The 24,674-nt window shown below is 62.8% G+C and carries 17 protein-coding genes and 1 pseudogene; 9 read left to right on the top strand and 9 right to left on the bottom strand.

All coding sequences use genetic code 11. The features are described 5' to 3' along the window. Positions 1-100 precede the first annotated feature (100 nt). Positions 101-532: a hypothetical protein gene (locus OSC50_RS20335; protein ID WP_181079649.1), complete on the top strand. Its 432-nt coding sequence runs from the start codon at positions 101-103 to the stop codon at positions 530-532. Here OSC50_RS20335 and OSC50_RS20330 read toward each other — a convergent pair. Both OSC50_RS20330 and cra read right to left on the bottom strand, forming a co-directional pair. Next, the gene (locus OSC50_RS20330) at positions 479-1,255 is read right to left on the bottom strand and encodes a TatD family hydrolase (RefSeq protein ID WP_266245960.1); all 777 of its coding nucleotides are present in this window, start codon (positions 1,253-1,255) and stop codon (positions 479-481) included. The two genes, OSC50_RS20335 and OSC50_RS20330, sit on opposite strands and share 54 nt — an antisense overlap. A 2-nt stretch (positions 1,256-1,257) precedes the next feature. Then, entirely contained in the window at positions 1,258-2,253 is a 996-nt protein-coding gene (cra, locus tag OSC50_RS20325; protein WP_253510437.1) for a catabolite repressor/activator, read from the bottom strand. A gap of 294 nt (positions 2,254-2,547) precedes the next feature. Between cra and ptsP the strand changes: the two genes are divergently transcribed. From ptsP to OSC50_RS26280, 5 genes and pseudogenes are all read left to right on the top strand, one after another. Continuing rightward, complete coding sequence (ptsP, locus tag OSC50_RS20320) at positions 2,548-5,406, top strand: phosphoenolpyruvate--protein phosphotransferase (protein WP_266245961.1); 2,859 nt, start codon at positions 2,548-2,550, stop codon at positions 5,404-5,406. Further along, on the top strand, positions 5,407-6,348 hold the full coding sequence (gene pfkB, locus OSC50_RS20315; RefSeq protein WP_266245962.1) for a 1-phosphofructokinase: 942 nt from the start codon (positions 5,407-5,409) through the stop codon (positions 6,346-6,348). A gap of 11 nt (positions 6,349-6,359) precedes the next feature. Then, the gene (locus OSC50_RS20310; RefSeq protein ID WP_266245963.1) at positions 6,360-8,078 is read left to right on the top strand and encodes a PTS fructose-like transporter subunit IIB; all 1,719 of its coding nucleotides are present in this window, start codon (positions 6,360-6,362) and stop codon (positions 8,076-8,078) included. Between the two features lie 140 nt (positions 8,079-8,218). After that, a complete protein-coding gene (locus OSC50_RS20305) occupies positions 8,219-9,760 on the top strand; it encodes an alkaline phosphatase D family protein (protein WP_181079655.1) in 1,542 nt (513 codons plus the stop codon). A 1,136-nt stretch (positions 9,761-10,896) separates the two neighbouring features. Then, positions 10,897-10,989, top strand: a pseudogene (locus OSC50_RS26280) (hypothetical protein); the annotation flags it as partial. A 31-nt stretch (positions 10,990-11,020) separates the two neighbouring features. Here the strand turns inward: OSC50_RS26280 and OSC50_RS20300 are convergent. Continuing rightward, positions 11,021-13,546: a sulfite reductase flavoprotein subunit alpha gene (locus OSC50_RS20300; RefSeq protein WP_266245964.1), complete on the bottom strand. Its 2,526-nt coding sequence runs from the start codon at positions 13,544-13,546 to the stop codon at positions 11,021-11,023. Positions 13,547-13,674: 128 nt separating this feature from the next. Beyond that, positions 13,675-15,975: a TonB-dependent receptor gene (locus OSC50_RS20295; protein ID WP_181080580.1), complete on the bottom strand. Its 2,301-nt coding sequence runs from the start codon at positions 15,973-15,975 to the stop codon at positions 13,675-13,677. Between the two features lie 205 nt (positions 15,976-16,180). Here OSC50_RS20295 and OSC50_RS20290 point away from each other — a divergent pair, with 205 nt between their 5' ends. After that, positions 16,181-16,861, top strand: coding sequence for a Fe2+-dependent dioxygenase (locus OSC50_RS20290; RefSeq protein WP_253510447.1), 681 nt, complete (start codon positions 16,181-16,183; stop codon positions 16,859-16,861). Between the two features lies 1 nt (position 16,862). Beyond that, positions 16,863-17,609: a tetratricopeptide repeat protein gene (locus tag OSC50_RS20285; protein ID WP_181080582.1), complete on the top strand. Its 747-nt coding sequence runs from the start codon at positions 16,863-16,865 to the stop codon at positions 17,607-17,609. 35 nt (positions 17,610-17,644) lie between these two features. On the opposite strand, the gene OSC50_RS20280 is transcribed toward OSC50_RS20285, so the two are convergent. From OSC50_RS20280 to OSC50_RS20260, 5 genes are all read right to left on the bottom strand, one after another. Then, positions 17,645-18,808, bottom strand: coding sequence for a type III PLP-dependent enzyme (locus OSC50_RS20280; protein WP_014716890.1), 1,164 nt, complete (start codon positions 18,806-18,808; stop codon positions 17,645-17,647). 396 nt (positions 18,809-19,204) lie between these two features. Continuing rightward, positions 19,205-20,362, bottom strand: a complete 1,158-nt coding sequence (locus tag OSC50_RS20275; RefSeq protein WP_181080583.1) for an osmoprotectant ABC transporter ATP-binding protein OsmV — start codon at positions 20,360-20,362, stop codon at positions 19,205-19,207. Continuing rightward, positions 20,359-21,012: an ABC transporter permease gene (locus OSC50_RS20270; RefSeq protein ID WP_115129013.1), complete on the bottom strand. Its 654-nt coding sequence runs from the start codon at positions 21,010-21,012 to the stop codon at positions 20,359-20,361. Before OSC50_RS20270 ends, OSC50_RS20275 begins: the two co-directional genes overlap by 4 nt. Positions 21,013-21,024: 12 nt before the next feature. Continuing rightward, positions 21,025-21,918 carry a glycine betaine ABC transporter substrate-binding protein gene (locus OSC50_RS20265; protein ID WP_266245965.1) on the bottom strand — a complete coding sequence of 298 codons (894 nt, stop codon included), beginning with the start codon at positions 21,916-21,918 and terminating at the stop codon, positions 21,025-21,027. A 20-nt stretch (positions 21,919-21,938) separates the two neighbouring features. After that, positions 21,939-22,691 (bottom strand): ABC transporter permease, encoded by a 753-nt coding sequence (locus OSC50_RS20260; RefSeq protein WP_232925194.1) that lies wholly within the window; start codon positions 22,689-22,691, stop codon positions 21,939-21,941. Positions 22,692-22,987: 296 nt separating this feature from the next. Between OSC50_RS20260 and OSC50_RS20255 the strand changes: the two genes are divergently transcribed. Further along, positions 22,988-24,571: a peptide chain release factor 3 gene (locus OSC50_RS20255; RefSeq protein WP_266245966.1), complete on the top strand. Its 1,584-nt coding sequence runs from the start codon at positions 22,988-22,990 to the stop codon at positions 24,569-24,571. Positions 24,572-24,674 lie beyond the last annotated feature (103 nt).

Here is a 24,674-nt window from a genome sequence, read left to right as displayed (position 1 = left end):
GAGCTGTGGTGCGGGTCTGAATTTTCGCGAGCGCCTTTTCTGTTCACGTAAATGAGTGAAAATTTATTTCACTCAAACCGGGAACCGAGGAGGCACCACGATGACCGCTGCACTCGGCATCAAAGGGCATTGCGCCCATTGCGACATCACGTTTGAACTCAAGCCTTGGCAGTTGAATGCCATCGCCATCGAGGAGCCGTTCGATTGCCCGTATTGCCAGCGAATCCTGCAGTTGAACTGCCCTGTGCAGTTGCGTCATTTCAAGGCGCTTGACCGTTGGGCGCTGGTGCGGCCGAGCATGGTGGCATTAACCTGCATGGTGCTGATCGTGGCGCTGGTGGCTGAGTGGCTTGGGCTGATCAGCGTGATCGGGCAGTTCAACATTTCACTGATGGTGGTGCTGCTGCATTGCCTGGTACTGCGCTATGCGCGTCACCGCCAGCGCATGACCCTGGACCTGCACGTTGTCAGCCCCGCGCTACCAATTGAACAGCTCGCGCGCATTGCGGGTGCTCGCCTCAGCCAGCGCTAGCGGGCTGAGGCCCATGCGTTCGGCCAGGGCGCGGCAGATGTCCGGCAGGTGCTCGGGGCTGTTGCGCTGGCCGGGATACATGGCGGGCGGCATGTCGGGCGAGTCGGTTTCCAGCACCACCGCGTCCAGCGGCAGGTGCGCCAGCACCTTGTGCATACGCAGCGCCTGGGGCCAGGTCGCGGCACCGCCCAGGCCCAGTTTGAAACCGAGCTTGATGTATTCGCGGGCTTCCTCACGGCTGCCGGCAAACGCATGGATGATGCCGCCACGTGGCACGCGTAGGCGCTTGAGGGTGGCAATCGCCGCCGCATGGCTGCGACGCACGTGCAGCAGGGCGGGCAGCTGAAAATCCACGGCCAGCCGCAGTTGCGCCTCGAACAGGTGTTGCTGACGCTCGCGGTCCAGGTCTTCGAGGAAATAATCCAGGCCGATCTCGCCCACCGCACACAGCTGCCGATGGCCGCGCAGGCGAGTCAGCCAGTCGCCCAGTTCGGACAGGTCGGCGGGGCGGTGATCGTCCAGATACACCGGGTGAAGGCCGAACGCAGCGAACAGGCCGTCATCGGTTTGCACCAAGTCCCACAGGCGCTGCCAATTCTGCCGATACACCCCCAGCACCACCATGCGCTGTACGCCCAGCTCGCGGCTATGGGCGAGGACTTCCCGGCGGTCGCTGTCGAACTCCGGGAAGTCCAGGTGGGTGTGGGTGTCGATCAGCGTCACGTTCACGCCTCGTGAATACGCTGCTTGAAGGTGCGGCCGATGGCGTGCACGCCCGGTTGGTACTGCTCTTCTTCGATGGCGGCCAAGGCCAGGCGCAGCGCGGTGTCGGCGATCAACTGATGCTGCTGGGCCATGGCGTTGACCGGCAGCGGCAGGAAGTCCAGCAGTTGAGTGTCGCCGAACGTGCCCAGGCGCAGGGGGCGCGATTTGAGCGGATAGTCGTGCAGTGCATCGAACACGCCTTGCAGCAGGACATAGGACGTGGTCACCAGCGCGTCAGGCAAGTGGCCCAGCCGCTGTAGCAATTGCTCCATCAATTGTCGACCACAGTCGCGACTGAACGCTTCACCGTGCTCGATGAGCATCTCACCGGTAAAACCCTGCAGGGCTTGCTGAAAACCGGCGGCGCGCTCCTGGCTGATGCTCAGCTCGGGGCGTGCGCCGATCAGTACGATTTGCTTGGGCAGCGGTTGCAGCAGGCTGCTGGTTAACTGATGGCAGGCCTGACGGTCGTCGCTGACCACCGAGCAGAACTGCGTCGACTCCATCACCCGGTCAATCGCGATCACCGGCAGGCCCTTGGCTTGCAATTCACGGTAACTGTCATCGCTGGTGGGCAGGCAACTGGCCACGAATAACGCATCGCAACGTCGGGCGCGGAACAACTGCAGTAATTGGCGCTCGCTGTCGGGGTCGTCGTCGGAGCTGGCGATCAGCAGCTGATAGCCCCGCGCACGCGCGCCTTGCTCCAGCAATTTGGCGATGCGTGCGTAACTGGGGTTTTCCAGGTCAGGCAGAATAAAGCCCAGCGTGCGCGTGTGCCGGCTGCGTAGCCCGGCGGCCTGGGGGTTCGGCGTAAAGCCGTGGGCGTCGACGACCGCTCGCACCCGCTCGACGGTCGCGTGGCTGATGCGTTGCTGGGCGGCTTTGCCGTTGATGACATAACTGGCGGTGGTCACGGACACACCGGCCAGACGTGCGATATCACTGAGTTTCAAACCGGGATTTCCTTGTTTTTTGGAGCTCGCCCCGACATTTTGTCCAATCGTAACCGATTCCGGCGCACGACCAATGTCCCAGCTCAATCGCCGAGTGGTCCTTCAAGGATGCACAATTAACGCGTAATCTGCCTTAAATTCTAGATTAAACGTTTCAGCCAGCGTATTTTTACGACGTTCGCGACCGAGCGGCTCCTGCCAACTGACCGCTCAGTCAGTGATTTTCAAACACCCCTACACTGTTTTATTCAAAACAATACCTAGTGCGCCCAGCGCACTCACTAGGAGAACGGCATGCTTGAGCTCACTGTAGAGCAGATATCCATGGGCCAGGTGGCTGTGGATAAATCTGCTGCCTTGCACCTGCTCGCTGACACACTGGTGGCCGACGGCCTGGTCGCCGAAGGCTATTTAAGCGGCCTGCAAGCCCGTGAAGCCCAGGGCTCGACGTTTCTCGGCCAAGGTATTGCGATCCCCCACGGCACCCCCGAAACCCGCGATCAGGTGTTCTCTACCGGCGTGCGCCTGCTGCAGTTCCCCGAAGGGGTCGACTGGGGCGACGGCCAGGTCGTGTACCTGGCCATCGGCATCGCCGCCCAGTCCGACGAACACCTGCGCCTGCTGCAACTGCTCACCCGCGCCCTCGGCGAGACCGACCTGGGTGAGGCGCTGCGTCGCGCCGCCTCCGCGCAAGCTCTGCTGAAATTGCTGCAGGGTGCACCGCAGGAGCTGGCGCTGGATGCGCAGATGATCAGCCTGGGCGTGTCCGCCGATGATTTCGAAGAGCTGGTCTGGAGAGGGGCACGCCTGCTGCGCCAGGCCGATTGCGTCAGCAACGGCTTCGCCGCCGTATTGCAACAGGTCGATGCACTGCCATTGGGCGATGGCCTGTGGTGGCTGCACAGCGAGCAAACCGTCAAACGTCCGGGCCTGGCGTTCGTCACCCCGGACAAACCCATGCGTTACCTTGGCCAGCCGCTCAACGGCCTGTTTTGCCTGGCCAGCCTGGGCGAAGCGCACCAGGCCCTGCTTGAGCGTTTGTGTGCGCTGCTGATCGAAGGCCGTGGCCAGGAACTGGGCCGCGCCACCAGCAGTCGCGCGGTGCTTGAAGTACTGGGCGGCGAACTGCCGGCGGACTGGCCGAGCGCGCGCATCACCCTGGCCAACGCCCACGGCCTGCATGCGCGGCCGGCGAAGATCCTCGCGCAGTTGGCCAAAAGTTTTGACGGCGATATCCGCGTGCGCGTCATCGACGGCCCGGCCACCGCGGTGTCGGTCAAGAGCCTGAGCAAGCTGCTCAGCCTCGGCGCTCGCCGCGGTCAGGTGTTGGAGTTTGTCGCCGAACCCGGCATTGCTGGTGATGCGTTGCCGGCACTGTTGGCGGCGGTAGAAGAGGGGCTCGGTGAGGCGATCGAGCCGCTGCCGACCGTCAGCGCGCAACCCGCAACCGTGGACATAGAACCGGTGATCAGCGCGCCAGCGTCAGGCAGCCAGCTCCAGGCGATCGCCGCTGCGCCGGGAATTGCTATCGGCCCGGCCCATGTCCAGGCCCAGCAGGTGTTCGACTACCCGTTGCGCGGCGAGTCGTGCGCGATTGAGCGTCAGCGTCTGCAGGCCGCCCTTGCCGACGTGCGTGGTGATATCCACGGCCTGATCGAGCGCAGCCCGTCCAAGGCGATCCGCGAGATTTTCATCACCCACCAGGAAATGCTCGACGACCCGGAACTCACCGACGAAGTCGACACGCGCCTCAAGCAAGGCGAAAGCGCCGAAGCCGCGTGGATGAGCGTAATTGAGGCCGCCGCCAAACAGCAGGAATCGTTGCAGGATGCGCTGCTCGCCGAGCGTGCCGCCGACCTGCGCGATGTCGGCCGCCGAGTGCTGGCGCAACTGTGCGGCGTCGAAACCGCGCAGGAACCGAACGAACCTTACATCCTGGTAATGGACGAGGTCGGCCCCTCCGACGTGGCGCGCCTGGACCCGGCCCGCGTCGCCGGTATCCTCACCGCTCGCGGCGGCGCCACGGCCCACAGCGCCATCGTCGCCCGCGCGCTCGGCATCCCCGCGCTGGTCGGCGCCGGCTCGGCGGTGCTGCTGCTTGCCGCCGGTACGCCGCTGCTGCTGGATGGCCAGCGCGGGCGCCTGCATGTGGACCCCGACACAGCCACCCTGCAACGCGCCACCGTCGAGCGCGATACCCGTGAACAACGCTTGCAGGCGGCCTCGGCCCAGCGCCACGAACCGGCGCTGACCCGTGACGGGCATGCGGTGGAAGTGTTCGCCAACATCGGCGAGAGCGCCGGCGTTGCTGCTGCGGTGGAGCAGGGCGCCGAAGGCATCGGCCTGTTGCGCACCGAGCTGATTTTCATGGCCCATCCGCAAGCCCCGGATGAAGCCACCCAGGAGGCCGAATACCGCCGCGTGCTCGACGGCCTCGGCGGACGCCCACTGGTGGTGCGCACCCTTGATGTGGGCGGCGACAAGCCCTTGCCTTACTGGCCGATTGCCGAGGAAGAAAACCCTTTCCTGGGTGTGCGCGGCATCCGCCTGACCTTGCAGCGCCCGCAGATCATGGAAGCGCAATTGCGCGCGCTGTTGCGCTCGGCGGACAACCGCCCGCTGCGCATCATGTTTCCCATGGTCGGCAGCGTCGACGAGTGGCGCGCCGCCCGTGATATGACCGAGCGCCTGCGCCTGGAAATCCCGGTGGCCGACCTGCAACTGGGGATCATGATCGAAGTGCCGTCGGCGGCCTTGCTGGCGCCGGTGCTGGCCAAGGAAGTGGACTTTTTCAGTGTCGGCACCAACGACCTGACCCAATACACCCTGGCCATCGACCGTGGCCACCCGACCTTGTCGGCCCAGGCCGATGGCTTGCACCCGGCGGTGTTGCAATTGATCGATATCACCGTGCGCGCCGCCCATGCCCATGGCAAATGGGTTGGCGTGTGCGGCGAACTGGCGGCGGACCCGTTGGCGGTGCCGGTGCTGGTGGGCCTGGGGGTGGACGAGCTGAGCGTGTCGGCGCGCAGCATTCCCGAAGTGAAGGCGCGTGTGCGCGAATTCAGTCTGAGCCAGGCCCAGCGCCTGGCACAACAAGCACTGGCGGCAGGTTCCCCCGCCGATGTGCGAGCCCTCGTGGAGGCGGTGTAAATGGCAAGGATTCTGACCCTGACGCTGAACCCGGCGTTGGATCTCACGGTGCGCCTGGCCCGCCTGGAACCGGGTGAAGTCAACCGCAGCGAAACCCTGCTGACCCACGCTGCCGGCAAGGGCGTGAATGTGGCGCAGGTACTGGCCGACCTGGGGCATCAGCTGACCGTGGGCGGTTTTCTCGGTGCGGATAACCCGCAGGCCTTTGAAGCGCTGATCGCCCGTCGTGGTTTTGCCGACGCGTTTATCCGCGTGCCGGGGGAAACCCGCAGCAATATCAAGATCGCCGAGCAGGACGGTCGCGTCACCGACATCAATGCACCGGGGCCGCTGGTGAGCGAGCAGGCGCAACAGGCCTTACTCAACCAGCTCACTCTGATCGCTCCCGTTCACGATGCGGTGGTGGTCGCCGGCAGCTTGCCGCGTGGCGTCAGTGCGCAGTGGTTGCACGATGTGTTGGTGCAGTTGAAGGGCCTCGGTTTGAAAGTCGCCCTGGACACCAGCGGCGAGGCGCTGCGTGCCGGCCTGCGCGCCGGACCGTGGTTGGTCAAACCGAACACCGAAGAACTGGCCGATGCCCTCGACTGCTCGACTGGCTCCCTCGAACAGCAACGCCAGGCCGCGCAGCGCCTGCACGCTCAGGGCGTGGAGCATGTAGTGGTGTCCCATGGCGCCGACGGTGTGAACTGGTTCAGCCCGACGGTGGCGCTGCATGCCACGCCACCCAAGGTCAGCGTGGCCAGCACCGTGGGCGCCGGCGACTCGTTGCTGGCCGGCATGTTGCACGGTCTGCTCAGTGACGAGGCGCCCGAGCAGACCCTGCGTCGCGCCACGGCGATTGCCGCGATGGCCGTGACGCAGATCGGTTTCGGCATCAGCGATGACGCGCAGTTGGCGCATCTGCAAAGCGGCGTCGATGTACGCCCGCTCACAGAACAATAAGAGGGTTAGTCATGAAGTTAGCCATTGTTACTGCCTGCCCCAACGGCATGGTCACCAGTGTGCTGTGCGCCCGCTTGCTGGACGCCGCCGCGCAACGCCAGGGCTGGAGCACCAGTGTCGAAGTAGTGGATGTGCAACACCCCGAGCGTGCGTTATCCGAAGCGACCCTGGCCGCCGCCGAGTGGGTGTTGCTGGTCAGCAGCACGCCGGTGGATATGCAGCGCTTCGTCGGCAAGCGCGTGTTCCAGAGCACACCGGCCCAGGCGTTGGCGGATGTGGAGGCGGTGTTGCGTCGCGGCGCTGAAGAGGCCCAGGTGTATGTCGCCAGCCAGGCACCCGTGGCGGCGAAAAACGCCCCGCGCATCGTCGCCATCACCGCGTGCCCGACCGGCGTGGCCCATACCTTTATGGCCGCCGAAGCCTTGCAGCAGACGGCCAAGCGCCTGGGTTACGATTTGCAGGTCGAGACCCAGGGCTCGGTGGGCGCGCGTACGCCGCTGAGCGCCGAAGCCATTGCCAAGGCCGACGTAGTGCTGCTGGCGGCGGATATCGAAGTGGCCACCGAACGCTTTGCCGGCAAGAAGATTTACCGTTGCGGCACCGGTATTGCCCTCAAACAATCGGAAGCGACCCTGAACAAAGCCCTGGCCGAAGGCACGGTGGAGAGCGCGGCCGGTGCAGCGGTAGCCAAGCCGGAAAAAACCGGGGTCTATAAGCACCTGCTTACTGGTGTGTCGTTCATGTTGCCGATGGTGGTGGCGGGCGGCTTGCTGATCGCCCTGTCGTTTGCGTTCGGCATCCATGCGTTCGAACAGGAAGGCACCCTGGCGGCGGCGTTGAAAACCGTCGGCAACAGCGCGTTTACCTTGATGGTGCCGCTGCTGGCCGGTTATATCGCCTATTCGATTGCCGACCGTCCGGGGATCGCGCCGGGCATGATTGGCGGCCTGCTCGCCGGTACTTTGGGCGCGGGCTTTATCGGCGGCATTTTTGCCGGTTTCCTGGCCGGTTACTGCGTCAAAGGGGTCACGCGCGTGGTGCGCCTGCCGCAGAGCATGGAAGCCCTCAAGCCGATTCTGATCATCCCGTTGCTGGCGAGCCTGTTCACCGGCCTGGCGATGATCTACCTGGTGGGCCCGCCGGTGGCGCGCATGCTCAGCGGCCTGACTGAGTTCCTCAGCACCATGGGCACCACCAATGCCGTGCTGCTGGGCATTCTGCTGGGCGGCATGATGTGCGTGGACCTGGGGGGGCCGATCAACAAGGCTGCGTATGCATTTTCGGTCGGCCTGCTGGCCGCCCATAGCGGCGCGCCGATGGCCGCGACCATGGCCGCCGGCATGGTGCCGCCCATCGGCATGGGCATCGCCACGCTGCTGGCGCGGCGCAAATTCGCCCAGACCGAACGCGAAGCCGGCAAGGCCGCGATGATCCTCGGTATGTGCTTTATCTCCGAAGGTGCGATCCCTTTCGCCGCCAAGGACCCGCTGCGCGTGATCCCGGCGAGCATCGCCGGCGGTGCGTTGACCGGCGCGCTGTCGATGTACTTCGGCTGCGTACTGGCTGCGCCCCACGGTGGTTTGTTTGTGCTGGTGATCCCGAATGCGATCAACCATGCGTTGCTGTATCTGCTGGCGATCGTTGCGGGCAGCCTGCTGACCGGGGTGGTGTATGCGCTGATCAAGCGGGCGGAAGTGGTGGAGCTGAGCGTCGCGCCGGCCAACGCCTGACACGGTCCGGCAGGGCCTGAACATGTGGAAGGGGGCAAGCCCCTCCACATTTGGATCTCGGCTCAGCGCAGGGTGAGTGTCATATCCGCTTCATTCCCGTATGGTTAAGTGCCTCTTTTGAGACTCAAGAGGGCACCTGCATGAGCCACTTCGATCTGGGCCGTCGCCGCGTGATGCAAGCCGTCGGCGCCGGTCTGTTACTGCCGGGCCTGGCGCCGGCGGTGATTGCGTCGGTCAAGGACCGGCCGCAACTCACCGATGGCGTGCAGTCCGGCGATCTGCTGGGCGACCGCGCGATGATCTGGAGCCGCAGCGACCGCCCGGCGCGGATGGTGGTGGAATGGGACACCCGCAGTGTGTTCAGCAACCCGCGCCGTTTCGTCTCGCCGCTGGCCGACAGCCGCACGGACTTCACCGCCCGCGTCGAACTCACCGGGTTGCCCGCCGACCAGGCGATTTTCTACCGTGTGCACTTCGAAGACGCCCAGAGCGGCGTTGCCAGCGAACCGTGGTTCGGCCATCTGCGCAGCGTGCCGCAACAGCGCCGCGATATTCGCTTCGTGTGGAGCGGCGACACCGTCGGCCAGGGCTTCGGCATCAACCCGGATATCGGCGGCATGCGCATCTACGAAGCCATGCGCCTGCGTCTGCCGGACTTCTTTATCCACAGCGGCGACACCATCTACGCCGACGGCCCGGTGCCGGCACAACTGGCGACCGAAAGCGGGCGCATCTGGCGCAATATCACCACCCAAGCCAAGAGCAAAGTCGCCGAAACCCTGGACGAATACCGCGGCAACTATCGCTACAACCTCATGGATGAAAACGTGCGCCGTTTCAACGCCGAGGTGCCGCAGATCTGGCAGTGGGACGACCACGAGGTAATCAACAACTGGTCGTCGAGCAAGCAGTTGGACGAGCGCTACCAGACCCGCGATATCAACACGCTCGTAGGCCGTGCACGCCAGGCCTGGCTGGAGTATTCGCCGATGCGCCGCCAAAGCGCCGACGGCGGCGGGCGCATCTATCGCAAGCTCAGTTATGGCCCGCTGCTGGATGTATTTGTGCTCGACATGCGCAGCTACCGTGGCCCGAATGATGACAACCTGGGGGCGGCCAAACCGTTTCTCGGTCGTGAACAATTGGACTGGCTCAAGGGCGAACTCAAGGGTTCAACGGCGCAATGGAAAGTCATCGCCGCCGACATGCCTATCGGCCTGGGCGTGCCCGACGGCGAAGTCAGCCCCGGCGTGCCGCGCTGGGAGGCCATTGCCAACAATGATCCAGGCCCGGCCCAGGGGCGCGAGCTGGAAATCGCTGAGTTACTGGGTTTTCTGCGCGCACAGCAGGTGCGTAACCATGTGTGGCTGACAGCCGATGTGCACTACTGCGCCGCGCACCACTACCATCCCGATCGCGCCGCGTTCCAGGATTTTGAACCGTTCTGGGAGTTCGTCGCCGGGCCGTTGAACGCCGGCAGCTTCGGGCCCAATCCGCTGGATAAAACGTTTGGGCCTGAAGTGGTGTTCGAAAAAGCGCCACCGGCGCAGAACACCTCGCCGTTTGCAGGGTTTCAGTTTTTTGGCGAGGTGAATATCGATGGCCAGACGGGGGAGTTGACGGTGATCCTGCGCGACTTGGATGGAGTCTCGGTATTCGAACAGAAGTTGCAACCCACCTGACTTGAAATGCAATTCCAATGTGAGAGGGGGCTTGCCCCCGATGACGGTGTGACAGTCGTTTATCAGACGAGCGATCCACCGCTATCGGGGGCAAGCCCCCTCCCACAGTGGATTGCGCAGCGTTCCAGGATTTCGAGCCGTTCTGGGAGTTTGTCGCCGGGCCTGAAGTGGTGTTCGAAAAAGCGCCACCGGCACAGAACACTGACTTGAAATGCAATCCCAATGTGGGAGGGGGCTTGCCCCCGATGACGGTGTGACAGTCATTTATCAGACGAGCGATCCACCGCTATCGGGGGCAAGCCCCCTCCCACAGTGGATCGCGCGGCGTTCCAGGATTTCGAGCCGCTCCGGGAGTTTGTCGCCGGGCCTGAAGTGGTGTTCGAAAAAGCGCCACCGGCACAGAACACTGACTTGAAATGCAATCCCAATGTGGGAGGGGGCTTGCCCCCGATGACGGTGTGACAGTCGTTTATCAGACGAGCGATCCACCGCTATCGGGGGCAAGCCCCCTCCCACAGTGGATCGCGCGGCGCTCCAGGATTTCGAGCCGTTCCGGGAGTTTGTCGCCGGGCCTGAAGTGGTGTTCGAAAAAGCGCCACCGGCACAGAACACTGACTTGAAATGCAATCCCAATGTGGGAGGGGGCTTGCCCCCGATGACGGTGTGACAGTCATTTATCAGACGAGCGATCCACCGCTATCGGGGGCAAGCCCCCTCCCACAGTGGATCGCGCGGCGTTCCAGGATTTCGAGCCGTTCCGGGGAGTTTGTCGCCGGGCCTGAAGTGGTGTTCGAAAAAGCGCCACCGGCACAGAACACTGACTTGAAATGCAATCCCAATGTGGGAGGGGGCTTGCCCCCGATGACGGTGTGACAGTCATTTATCAGACGAGCGATCCACCGCTATCGGGGGCAAGCCCCCTCCCACAGTGGATTGCGCGGCGTTCCAGGATTTCGAGCCGTTCCGGGAGTTTGTCGCCGGGCCTGAAGTGGTGTTCGAATAAGCGCCACCGGCACAGAACACTGACTTGAAATGCAATTCCAATGTGGGAGGGGGCTTGCCCCCGATGACGGTGTGACAGTCATTTATCAGACGAGCGATCCACCGCTATCGGGGGCAAGCCCCCTCCCACAGTGGATCGCGCGGCGCTCCAGGATTTCGAGCCGTTCTGGGAGTTTGTCGCCGGGCCTGAAGTGGTGTTTGAAAAAGCGCCACTGGCACAGAACACTGACTTGAAATGCAATCCCACATTGGGTGACCTCAGTAGACGTCGCGGCGATAGCGGCCTTGTTCGATCAAGCGCTCCACCGCCTCACGGCCGAGGATATCCACCAGCGCCTGATCCACCCCGGCAGCCATCCCCTGCAAGCTGCCGCACACATAAATCGCCGCGCCATCGGCCAGCCATCTGCGCAGTACATCCGCCGACTCGCGCAGGCGATCCTGCACGTAGATTTTCTCTGCCTGATCGCGGGAGAACGCCAGGTCCAACAGCGCCAGATCGCCGCTGGCCAGCCAGCCTTGCAGCTCGTCCCGGCACAGGTAGTCGTGGGCGATATTGCGTTCGCCGAACACCAGCCAGTTGCGCTGCTGGCCTTGGGCAATGCGCGCTTTAAGCAAGCTGCGCAGGCCGGCCAGCCCGGTGCCGTTGCCCAGCAGGATCAGCGGCACCGGCGCGTCCGGCAGGTGGAAGCCACTGTTGCGTCGCAGACGCAGGCTGATCGCGCCGCCGAGGGGCGCGTGTTCGGTGAGCCAGCCCGAGCCCAGGCCCAGGCGGCCGTCGGCGTGGCGTTCCTGACGTACGATCAATTCGAGCACACCGTCGCCGGCAATCGAGGCGATGGAGTATTCGCGCATGCCCAGCGGCACCAAGGCGTCCACCAGCGCCTGGGCGTGCAGGCCGACCAGGTGCGCGCGGTTGTCCGGCAACTGGCGAGTGGCCAGGGCCCGGTCGAGGGTTTGTGCCAGCCCTTCGATCAGTACGCCGTCGCTGCCTTGCAGGCCCAGGCCCGCCAGAAAGTGCTCGACTGCCGACGGGGCGTTGCGCGGCAGGATTTCCACCAGGTCGCCGGCGTCCCAGTGCTGCGACGACGTCGACGTGAGGCCCAGCAGGTACACGCCCGCGCCGACGCTGCCGGGGTTGAGCAGGGTGCGCTGGCTCAGTGTCCAGTGTTCGTACTGGGTGCTTGGCCAGGCGGCGGCCGGGGCGTGGCCGGTCAGTTCGCCCAACTGTTGCTGCCAGTGCAGCAATGCGTGGGTGTCGCCGCTGTCCACTTCCACCGGGGCGAATAACGCTGTGCCGCCCTGGTTGGTCAGCCAGAAATGCAGACGCCGGGCGAAGCCGCAAAAGTGCGGGTATTGGCGATCGCCGAGGGCCAGCACCGAGTAGTTCAAGCCCTTGAGCGACAGGCCCTGGCCGAGCACGCTGCGCTCGAAGCCACGGGCATTGTCGGGCGCTTCACCGTCGCCGAAGGTGCTGACCACGAACAGCGCGTTGTGCGCCTGGCGCAGCTCATCCGCGCTGACGCTGCCCAGCGCCTGCACTTTCACCGGCAGGCCGGCAGCCTGCAGTTGCCCGGCGGTCTGCCAGGCCAGTTGTTCGGCGAAACCGCTCTGGCTGGCAAAGCCGATCAGCCACGCCGAGGCATCGCTGGGGTTGGCGCCGAGGCGCTGGCGAGCGTCGCGCACCTGGCGTTTTTTGCGACGGCGATCCAGGTACAGCAACCAGCCGGTGATGAAGAACAACGGCATCAACAGTGAACTGACGGTCAGCACGATCCGCCCGATCAAGCCAAAGTAGCTGCCGGTGTGCAGTGCATAAATGCTGGTCAGTAACTGAGCCTTGAGGCTCTTGCCGGCGTAGCGATCATGGGATTGGACCTCGCCGGTGGCCGGGTCCAGGTTGATCTGGTTGAGCGCGCGGTCATGGGGCGAGTCGCTCAGCAGGTAATACACGGTAGCCGGTTGCCCGGCAGCGCCAGGCATGCGGATGTTGTAGGCGCTCAGGTCAGGACCGGCGTTGCTGTAGAGGCTGCTCCAGATTGCGTCGTAGTTGGCCACCGGTGCCGGACCTGCGGGCGCTGGGCCGCGCGTGCGTACCCGTTCGTTCTGCGGGGCGTCGGACAGCAGTTGGGTCAGCCCTCGGCTGTACCAGTCGTAGGACCAGAACAACCCGGTGAGCGCCGCCAACAGATAAAACAGCAGGCACCAGGTGCCGAACACTGAGTGCAGGTCCCAATTGAAGCTGCGGCCCTTTTTGCGCCAGTCCAGGGTCAGCCAGGCGCGCCAGTTCGCGACCTGGCGCGGCCAGCGCAGGTACAGGCCGGAGAGGCAGAAGAACACCAGGATCAGGGTGCAGGCGCCGGTGATCTGCCGGCCGGTTTCGCCGATGGCGAGGAAGCGGTGCAGTTGCAGGATAAAACCCAACACATCCTGGCCGACGGCGTCGCCCAGGTACTCGCCGGTGTACGGGTCGAAGTAGCGCATCGGGCCACGCCGTTCACCCGGCGGCGGGGTGAAGGCCACGCGCGCGGCATTGCCGCTGTCGCGCTCTACCCACAGCATGGCGACGGTCTTGCCTTCGACGGCTTCGAGCTTGCGCACCAGTTCGGCCGGCGGCAGCACGCCGGCTTCGCGTTTTTGTACGTGCAGGACGCTGGGGTTGAGAGCCCGCAGTATTTCATCCTGGAACGACACGGCCGCTCCGGTGATCCCCATCAAGGCCAGCACCAGCCCGGCAGTAATGCCGAAAAACCAGTGCAACTGAAACAGGGTTTTCTTCAACACGTCGGACCGCCTCGTTCATCGGGATATAAGTGCCACGGCGCGCATTATGCCGTGGGTTGTCGAGAAACTTTGTTGTTTAACACGCAAAAGCCCCACGCATCCGATGCGTGGGGCTCAGGGCCGAGCGTTTAGAAATGGAAGCTGGTGGTCAGCAGCGCCGTGCGACCGGCGGCCTGGTTGGCGAAGTGCGCGGAGTAAGCCTTATCGTAGTAGACCTTATCGGTCAGGTTCTGCACGTTCAGTTGCAAGTCGACGTTCTTGGTCAGCTTGTAGCTGGCCATGGCGTCGTAGCGGGTATAGGACGGCACATACACGGTGTTGCCCACGTCGCCGTAAACCTGGTCGACATAGAACGCGCCGCCGCCAACGGTGAACTTGGGTGTAAGGGCATAGGTGGTCCACAGGCTGAAGGTGTTCTTCGGCGTGTTGGGCATCTGGTTGCCTTCGTTGGAGCCGGCGCTGATTACCCCGTTGCGACCGTTACGGCCAGCCTTGACCAGTTCGCTGTCCAGGTAGCTGTAGCCGGCGAACACTTGCCATTGCTCGGTGATTTTGCCGCTGGCGGACAATTCCACGCCGTCGACCCGCGACTCGCCGGCGTTCTGGTAGGTGAGGGCGTCCACCAGAATGCGGGTGTTTTTCTTCTCGGTGCGGAATACGGCGGCGGTCAGCGAAAGGCGGTCGTGGAACAGATCCCACTTGGTGCCCAGCTCATAGTTGACGGTTTCTTCCGGTTGCAGATCGCTGGTGGCCGCGCCGGCAGACAGCGGGTTGCCGTCCGAGCCTTCGCCGACCAGGCCGCCGGGCGGGGTGGCCGAGGTGGCGTAGGAGGCATAGATGCTGCCGTTTTCCAGCGGTTTCCAGACCAGACCGGCCTGCCAGTTGAAGAATTGGCTGTCGTCCTTGATTTTGCTGCGTGCCTTGACCGTCGCACTAGGCACCGCATTGGTGTTGGCTTCGGTGTCGAAAGTATCGTAGCGCAGGCCGACGTTAAGCAGCCATTTCGGGTCCAGTTCGATAGTGTCGAACACGTACGCGGCGCGGCTGGTGGCTTTGGTGTTGGTGCCGTTGTAGTTGCGCGCGACGGAACCGGTCCAGGCGTCGTCCGGGTTCGGGTTGCTCAATGAGGTGCATTGGCCGCCCAGGCCGCCTTTGGCCGGCGTGCACACCGGATTCGCGTTCGGGCTCACGGTGTAGCTGCTGACGCGGGTTTCTTCACCGGTGAATTCCAGGCCGGTGGAGTAGGTGTTTTTGAAGCCCAGGGCTTGGAAGCTGCCGAACAGGTCGGTCTGGTTGGTGGTCGTGGTGGTGGTGGATACACGCGAATTGGCCCGGCGCCACACGGTGCCGAACTTGTTCACGTTGAGTTTGCTGTCGTCGGGCTGGGTCAGCACGTAGTCCTGGCCGGTACTGCCGTGGCGCAGGGTGTTTTTCAGCGTCATGTTGTCGTTCAGGTCGTGCTCGATGGAGAACGTGCTGATGTCGGCGCGGGTCTTGCGGAAATCGCGGTCTTTGAGGCCGTAGAAGTTATTGCTGTCGCCGCCGTCGTTGGGTTTGTCGTGGACGTGGGCGGTGGCGGTGGCCGAACCGTAGCCGTAGGGAATCCCCGAGTCCGGCAGGTCGTCGCTTTCCAGGTGGTAGTAGCTGAGGTTGACGCGGGTGGGGGTGCCCAGGCCGAAGGTCAGCGAGGGCGCCACGCCCCAGCGGTCGTAATTGACCGCGTCGCGCCCGGCCACGTTCTGTTCGTGGCTCATCAGGTTCAGGCGGAATGCGGCGCTGTCGTCGAGGAACTGGCGGTTCACGTCGAGCACGTAGCGGCGGGTCTGGTCGGAACCGTAGGTGAAACCGCCGTTGGTGAAGTCCCGTGCCTGAGGGGTTTTGCTCACCAGGTTGAGGCTGCCACCGGCCGAGCCGCGTCCGCCGAAGGAAGAGTTCGGGCCTTTGCTGACTTCGATGGACTCGATGTCGAAAATCTCACGGCTCTGGCCGCCGGTGTCGCGCACGCCATCGAGGTAGGTGTCGCCCTGTGCATCGAAACCGCGGATGAAGGGACGATCGCCCTGAGGGTTGCCGCCTTCACCGGCGCCGAAAGTGATGCCGGGTACGGTGCGCAAGGCATCCTGCAACGAGGTGGCGGCGGTGTCCTTGAGCACTTGTTGCGGCACTACCGTGACCGAGCGCGGCGTATCCACCAGCGGCGCGGTGTATTTCTGTGACGCGGCTTTTTCTACCTGGTACGAGGTAGTGTCCTGCTCTTCGCCGGTGATGCTGGTGGCGCCCAGGGAGATGCTGTTGCGCTGGCTTTTTTGCTCAGTGTCCTCGGCCGCCTGTGCCAAGTGGGTCACCGTCGTGGCGCCAAGGGCAACGCCGATGGCCGAGGCCAGCAAACGTGGTGAACTGGCCGGAATTTTTTGTGCAGTGCGCGACATGTCGTGTCCTTTCCCCAAGGATGTAAGGCGGCGGAATATAGGGTGAACACGACTTTCTATCAATTGCGATACATTGCTAATTGCATTGAATTTACATTCTTTACACTTTTACCTTACGGTTTTTACGCGTTCATCCGTCTCCGGGTTTTACAGTGTTGATAAGAATCAATATCATTGGCGCCCCTCCGCACCCAGGTACCACCCCATGCTGCTGCACATTCCCGGCCTGTTCTCCCGCGAGGAGGTGCAACGCATTCGCCTGGCCCTGGAAAACGCCGATTGGGCCGACGGTAAAATCACCGCCGGGCACCAGTCCGCCAAGGCCAAGCACAACCTGCAATTGCCCGAAGGCCATCCCTTAGCCAAGGAAATCGGCGCGGCGATGCTCGAACGTCTGTGGCAAAACCCGTTGTTCATGTCGGCGGCGTTACCGCACAAAGTCTTTCCACCGTTGCTCAACTGCTACACCGCCGGCGGCAGTTTCGACTTTCATATCGATAACGCCGTGCGCCAACCCAAGGGCAGCCCTGAGCGCGTGCGCACCGATTTGTCGTCCACCGTGTTTTTCAGCGACCCCGACGACTACGACGGCGGTGAACTGGAGATCCAGGACACCTTCGGCCTGCAGCGAGTCAAGTTGCCGGCCGGCGATATGGTGCTGTACCCCGGTTCCAGCCTGCACAAAGTCAACCCTGTGACCCGGGGCGCGCGATACGCCTCATTCTTCTGGACCCAGAGCCTGGTGCGTGAAGACAGCCAGCGCACGCTGCTGTTCGAGATGGACGGCGCGATCCAGCAACTGACCCGCGATGTGCCCGATCATCCGGCGCTGATTCAGCTCACCGGCACCTACCACAACCTGTTGCGCCGCTGGGTCGAGGTCTGAGATGAGTTTCCTGTTGCGTCGCCAGGAAGTGCTCACGGTCGAGCAATTGCAGAACATGCTCGACGGCTCCCCGGTGCGGGCTGCCCAGGCGATTCTGATCGCGGCGAAGGAGGGCGTGGTCGATGCCCAGGCCTTGCTCGGGCAGATCCTGCTGGAAGGCCGTGGCATTGCCCGCGATGAAGCGCTGGCGCTGCGCTGGTTCCGCATCGCGGCGCAGGGCGGTCACCGCATGGCGCGCAATATGGTCGGCCGTTGCCTGGAGCACGGCTGGGGTTGCGCGGCCGATGCGGTGGCAGCGGCGCAGCACTACCGTCTGGCCGCCGAGGCGGGGCTGGATTGGGGGCAATACAACTACGCGAATCTGCTGGCGACCGGCCGCGGTGTGGTTGAGGATCAGGCGCAGGCACTGGCCTTTTATCGTCGGGCGGCGGAGCAAGGCCACGCCAAGTCGATGAACCTGCTGGGGCGCTATCTGGAAGACGGCCAGTATTGTGCGAGGGACCTGGAGGCCGCCGTCGACTGGTATCGGCGCTCGGCCGAAGGTGGGGATTTTCGCGGGCAGTTCAGTTATGCGGCGGTGCTGGCCGACAGGGGCCAGGTCGAGACAGCGCTGCAGTGGTTGCGCAAGGCGTTGGCGGGCGGAAATCTCAAGTTCCTGCGAACGGCCCATAAGGCCTTGGCTGCGGCGAGTGATCCGCAGGTTCGAGCGATGGCCGAGGCGTATCGACAGCGTGCCGCGACGCTCTGATCGTTCCCGCCTTGGGAACGATCAGAAGGGGCGGATCAGACGTAGAACGACTTCAACGGCGGAAACCCATTGAACTCAACCGCGCTGTAGCTGGTGGTGTACGCACCGGTGGACAACCAGTACAAACGATCACCGATCGCCAGGTTCAGCGGCAAGCCGTACTTGTAGTTTTCATACATGATATCGGCGCTGTCGCAGGTCGGGCCGGCGATGACCACTTCTTCCATCTCGCCTTTCTTTTCGGTCCAGATCGGGAACTTGATGGCTTCGTCCATGGTTTCGATCAGGCCCGAGAACTTGCCCACGTCCGTGTATACCCAACGCTCGACGGCGGTGCGGGATTTACGCGCCACCAGCACCACTTCGCTGACCAGGATGCCGGCGTTGGCAATCAACGAACGGCCGGGTTCCAGGATGATTTCCGGCAGGTCATCACCGAAATCTTCCTTGAGGAAGCGGATGATTTCCTCGGCGTAGGTTTCCAGGCTGTTGGTGCGGGTGATGTAGTTGGCCGGGAAGCCGCCGCCCATGTTGATTAGCTTGAGGTGGATGCCGTCTTCTTCCTTCAGGCGCTCGAAGATCACTTTGACCTTGGCGATGGCCGCGTCCCACACGCTGATATCGCGTTGCTGCGAGCCGACGTGGAACGAGATCCCGTACGGCACCAGGCCAAGGTCGCGGGCCAGGATCAGCAGGTCCATGGCCATGTCGGTCTGGCAACCGAATTTGCGCGACAGCGGCCAGTCGGCGGTGGTCGAGCCTTCGGTGAGAATGCGCACATACACTTTCGAACCCGGCGCGGCCTTGGCGATGTTGCGCAGGTCGGCTTCGGAGTCGGTGGAGAACAGACGCACGCCCTTCTCATAGAAGTAGCGGATGTCCTTGGATTTCTTGATGGTGTTGCCGTAGCTGATGCGGTCGGCGCTGACGCCGCGGTCCATGACCTTGTCCAACTCGTAGATCGACGCGATATCGAAACTCGAGCCTTTGTCTTTCAACAGGTCGATGATCTCGACGGCCGGGTTGGCCTTGACCGCGTAATAAACCTTGGCGAATTCGAAACCGGCGCGCAGGTCATCGTAGGCCTGGCTGATCATCGCGGTGTCGATCACCACGAACGGGGTTTCTTGCTTGTCGGCGAACGCCTTCATTTTGTCAAAAGTGGCGCGCGCGAAATAATCTTCGACGTTGATCGACATGCTGGGAACTCCTAAGGGCAAACTGTATTGATCAATGGGTACAACTGAACGTCCTCCGTATCCCCACTTTGGTTCGCCTACTTCCCAAGGCATGTCGCCGAAAGCAAAAAGGCCATGGGATAAGCTGCCCTTGGCCTTGCTGTCTCGTCGTCAGTACTTGAGCCGGATGGATCGTTTCCAGCATGGACGTTCGGCGCGAACTTTAGGGCGTGAGGGGCCATAGATCAACTAAAAATGTCGCGTTTCTGCACGCGTTCGTCGCGCTGCGTTGTGCAGCTACTTATGTAACCGACCGGTGTGACGGATTGATGTTCCCCGGATGGGAGTAATTGAAGGTATTTCCCTGACAGATCACGGACCCAATGTGGGAGGGAGCAAGCCCCCTCCCACATAAGATCAGGCCAGGGCGGTCTCGGCGGGGGAGACGATGCTGGTCTTGCCCCCACGGGACTTACCGGAACTCAGGTACTCGGCAATCGACTCCTGGGTCACTTCACCCAGGAACACCCGCTCGGCATCCATCACCGGCAACCACGAGCGGTTGAACTCGTACATGCGCGACAACAGGATGCGCAAGTGCTCGTCGTACGCTGCGGTAGCGTTGAACTCGCGCAGGTATTGGCCGCAGGTGCCGGTCTGACGATGCAGGTCGCGACGGCGCACATAGCCCAGTGCCTTGTTCTCGGCGCAGGTCACCACCACATAGCGACGGTCCAGTTCGTCCATCAACTCCAGGGCTTCGGCCACCGGGGTTTCCGGGCTTACCGACGGAGCGTTGTCCGCCGCGTCTTCGGCCTTGACCAGCAGCAGGCGCTTGAGGGTGCTGTCCTGGCCCACGAAGTTGCTGACGAACTCGTCGGCCGGATGTGCCAGCAACGTGTCCGGGTGGTCGATCTGCAACAGCTTGCCGGCGCGGAAAATCGCAATCTTGTCGCCCAGCTTGATGGCTTCGTCGATGTCGTGGCTGACCATGATCACCGTCTTGTTCAGCGCCCGTTGCATCTCGAAAAACTCGTTCTGGATCATCTCGCGGTTGATCGGGTCGACCGCGCCGAAGGGCTCGTCCATCAGCAGCAACGGCGCATCCGCCGCCAGCGCGCGGATCACCCCGATGCGCTGCTGCTGGCCGCCGGACAGTTCACGCGGGTAGCGGTGCAGGTACTGCTTGGGTTCGAGCTTGATCATGCTCATCAACTCGCGGGCGCGGTCGTGGCATTTCTGCTTGTCCCAGCCGAGCAACTTGGGCACAACCACGATGTTTTCTTCGATGGTCATGTTGGGGAACAGGCCGATCTGCTGGATCACGTAGCCGATGTTACGGCGCAGGGTCACTTCGTCCAGGTCGGTGGTGTCTTCGCCGTTGATCAGGATCTTGCCCGAGGTGGGTTTGATCAGGCGATTGATCATCTTCAGCGTGGTGCTTTTGCCGCAGCCCGAAGGGCCGAGGAATACGCAAATCTCACCTTCGTTGACGGTCAGGCTCACATCGTTCACGGCCGAAACAGTTTTGCCGTTGCTTTGAAAAGTCTTGGTCAGGTTTTGAAGTTCGATCATTTGAGTAGTCCTTTTGGAGTCAGCGAGCGTTGCAGCCATTGCAGAAGCAGGTCGGCGAAGATGGCCAGCAGGCTGACCAGCACGGCGCCGACGATCAGCATCGACATGTCGCTGCGGCTGATGGAGGCCAGAATCAGTACACCCAGGCCACCGGCGCCGATGGTGGCGGCGATGGTCATCACACCGATGTTCATCACCACCGCGGTGCGCACCCCGGCCAGAATCACCGGCACCGCGATCGGCAACTCGACCATGCGCAGGCGCTGGCCGAAGGTCATGCCGATGCCTTTGGCGGCTTCGCGAATGCCCGGTTCCACGCCGGTAAGGGCCAGGTAGGTGTTACGCATGATCGGCAACAAGGAGTAGAGGAACACGGCGGTGATTGCCGGCATCGGCCCCAGGCCCTGACCGAACTTGGAGTAGAACGGCAGCAGCAGGCCGAACAGGGCGATGGACGGCACGGTCAGCAACACCGTGGCGCTGGCCTGCAGCGGGCCGGCAAGCGTCGGGAAGCGCGTCATCAGCACGCCCAGGGGCACGCCGACGACGATTGCCAGAACGACTGCGATGCCAACCAGGGTGATGTGCTGCCAGGTCAGGTGCAGGACTTGGGCCCAATCAAGATGGGAAAAGGCGTTCAGGAATTCCATGTCTTCTCCTCGTTAGTTGATCGGATGCTGGCGCAGGAAGTCGGCGGCCACGGCGGACGGGCTTTCGTGGTCGACGTCGACGCGAGCATTGAGTTGACGCATGGTTTCGTCGTCGAACAGCGCGGCCAGCGGCTTGAGGTCGGCGGCCAGTTGCGGGTGCGCGTCCAGGTAGGCTTGGCGTACCACCGGTGCGGCGGTGTAGTCCGGGAAGTAGTGCTTGTCGTCCGCCAGCAGTTTTAATTTGAAGGCGTTCAGGCGCCCGTCGGTGGTGTAGACCAGGCCGGCGAACACCTGGCCATTACGCAGCGCGGTGTAGACCAGGCCTGCGTCCATCTGCCGGGTGTTCTTGCGGGTCAGGTTCATCTCATACAGTTTGACCATGCCGGCCAGACCGTCGGAGCGGTTGGCGAACTCGGTGTCCAGCGCGACCAGGCGATGTTCCCGGGTGTTTTCCGCCATCGCCTTGGTGAGGTCGCTGATGCTGTTGATCTCGGGATGTTCCTGCGCGACCTTCTGCGGCAGCGCCAGGGCGTAGGTATTGCTGAAGCGCGAAGGCGACAGCCAGACCAGGCCTTTTTTCGCGTCGAGTTCCTTGACCCGAGCGTAGGACTGTTCGCTGTCGAGTTTCTCGTCGATATGGTTGTAGGCCACCAGCGACACACCGGTGTATTCCCAGATCAGGTCCAACTGCCCGCTTTCCTGGGCGCTGCGCGCCAGATTGCTGCCCAGGCCGCCGGTGACGCGGGCGTCATAGCCTTTGGTGTTGAGGTATTGGGAGGTGATTTCGGCGAGCAGGGTCTGTTCGGTGAACACCCGCGCGCCGATACGGATCACCGGTTTTTCGGCGGCTTGCGCAAACCCTGCGCACAGCAGGATGCAGCTCAGTATCAGTGTCAGCTTTTTCATGTGAATTCCTTTGCCAAGCCTCAAGACGGACGCAACCCGCGTTCCAGCCAGAGGCGGCTGGCCATGGTCACCAGACCGTCCAGCAACAAGGCCAGCAACGCGGTGCACGCAGCGCCGAGCAGCAGTTGCGGCTGGTTGTTCAGGGCGATGCCGGGAAAGATCAGGCTGCCCAGGCTGTTGGCGCCGATCAGAAACGCCAGGGGCGCGGTGCCCACATTGATCGCCAGCGCGACGCGCACGCCGCCGATGATGATCGGCACGGCGTTGGGCAACTCCACGCGAAACAACACCTGGCGCGGGGTCATGCCGATGCCGGTGGCGGCTTCCTTGAGCGAGCCTTGAACGTTTTTCAGGCCTTCGTAAGTGTTGCGCACGATGGGCAGGAGGGAGGCGAGGAACAGCGCGAAGATAGCCGGGCCGCTGCCGATGCCGAGGACGCCGAGGGCGATGGCCAGTACGGCCAGGGGAGGGACGGTGTTGCCGATGTTGAAGATCTGCATGAAGCGTTCTGCGCGCCCGACCATATGCGGTCGACTGAGCAGGATACCGGCGGGGATGCCCACAACGAGGGCCGCCAGCATGGAGACTAGAACGAGAACTAAGTGAGCTTGCAGGTAAAACAACAAATCGTCGCGGTACAACTCGATCGTGTTGATGCCGATCCAGTGGATCAGCAGGGCCAGGAGCGCGACGACAACCGCACCTCCTATCAGCCCTTTGCCATAGCGAATAGCCACAGGCGGACTCCTTTTTTCTTCTGTCGACGAACACATTCCTGCGTGGCATGCCATGGCTGGCTGTCAGCGGAAAGTGAACGCGAAATGCAGCTCGCCAATACCGTCAAAAGCGGTATGAGTTCGAGCCATAAGCGCAGCCTCGTCAGGCTAACTTGCTGATTTTTCAGCCCCTGTTACGAGTGCGATAGCAGGGGAGTGGACGTCTGCACCTTTTAAAAGGTTCCACACTTGGCACCATTTAGCCACCCCTGATCGGGTGAACGGTGGTCCGTCACCTTGGGTTTGCGCTATACTCGCCGCCCTTTTTTGACTCACCTGCCAGGCGATTTCCCATGACCCACCAGGCCGCCGAAGTCGCGAAACGCCGCACTTTCGCCATTATTTCCCACCCCGATGCCGGTAAAACCACCATCACCGAGAAGCTCTTGCTGATGGGCAAGGCAATCGCAGTGGCCGGCACGGTGAAATCGCGCAAATCCGACCGCCATGCCACCTCCGACTGGATGGAAATGGAAAAGCAACGGGGTATCTCCATTACCACGTCGGTCATGCAATTCCCGTATCGCGACCACATGGTCAACCTGCTCGACACCCCGGGCCACGAAGACTTCTCCGAAGACACCTACCGCACCCTCACCGCGGTGGACTCGGCGCTGATGGTGCTGGACGGCGGTAAGGGCGTCGAGCCGCGCACCATCGCGCTGATGGACGTGTGCCGGCTGCGCGATACGCCGATCGTCAGCTTTATCAACAAACTCGACCGCGATATCCGCGACCCGATCGAGCTGCTCGACGAAATCGAAGCCGTATTGAAGATCAAGGCCGCGCCGATCACCTGGCCGATTGGTTGCTACCGCGACTTCAAAGGCGTGTATCACCTGGCCGACGATTACATCATCGTCTACACCGCCGGCCATGGTCACGAACGCACCGATGTGAAAATCATCGAGAAGCTCGACTCCGACGAAGCCCGCGCCCACCTGGGTGACGAGTACGACCGCTTCGTCGATCAGTTGGAGCTGGTGCAGGGCGCCTGCCATGAATTCAACCAACAGGAATTCCTCGACGGCCAGCTGACCCCAGTGTTCTTCGGGACCGCCCTGGGCAACTTCGGCGTCGACCATGTGCTCGACGCCGTGGTGGACTGGGCCCCGCGCCCGCTGCCACGGGTGGCCAACGAACGTACCGTGGAACCGGTGGAAGAGAAATTCACCGGCTTCGTGTTCAAGATCCAGGCGAACATGGACCCCAAGCACCGCGACCGTATCGCGTTCATGCGCATCTGCTCCGGCAAATACGAAAAAGGCATGAAGATGCGCCACGTGCGCACCGGCAAGGACGTGCGCATCGGCGACGCCCTGACGTTCTTCTCCTCCGAGCGTGAACAGCTCGAAGAAGCCTACGCCGGCGACATCATCGGCCTGCATAACCACGGCACCATCCAGATCGGCGACACCTTCACCGAAGGCGAAGCGCTGGGCTTTACCGGTATCCCGCACTTCGCCCCGGAACTGTTCCGCCGCGTGCGCCTGCGCGACCCGCTCAAATCCAAGCAACTGCGCCAAGGCTTGCAGCAACTGGCGGAAGAGGGCGCCACCCAGGTGTTCTTCCCCGAGCGCAGCAACGACATCATCCTCGGCGCCGTCGGTGTGCTGCAGTTCGATGTGGTCGCCAGCCGCTTGAAAGAGGAATACAAGGTCGAATGCTCCTACGAGCCGATCACCGTGTACTCCGCGCGCTGGATCGAATGCGCCGATAAGAAGAAGCTGGAAGAGTTCTCCAACAAGGCCGTGGAAAACCTCGCGCTCGATGGCGGTGGTCACCTGACCTACCTGGCGCCGACCCGGGTGAACCTGGCGTTGATGGAAGAGCGCTGGCCGGATGTGAAATTCCGTGCGACCCGTGAGCACCACTAAACAACATGTGGGAGGGGGCTTGCCCCCGATAGCAGTGTGTCAGCCCTGAATGTACTGGCTGACACACAGCCATCGGGGGCAAGCCCCCTCCCACTTTTTTTAC

It is taken from the genome of Pseudomonas quebecensis (genome assembly GCF_026410085.1).
GTDB classification, from domain to species: Bacteria; Pseudomonadota; Gammaproteobacteria; order Pseudomonadales; family Pseudomonadaceae; genus Aquipseudomonas; species Aquipseudomonas quebecensis.
This window is presented reverse-complemented; position numbering and strand designations above follow the sequence as displayed.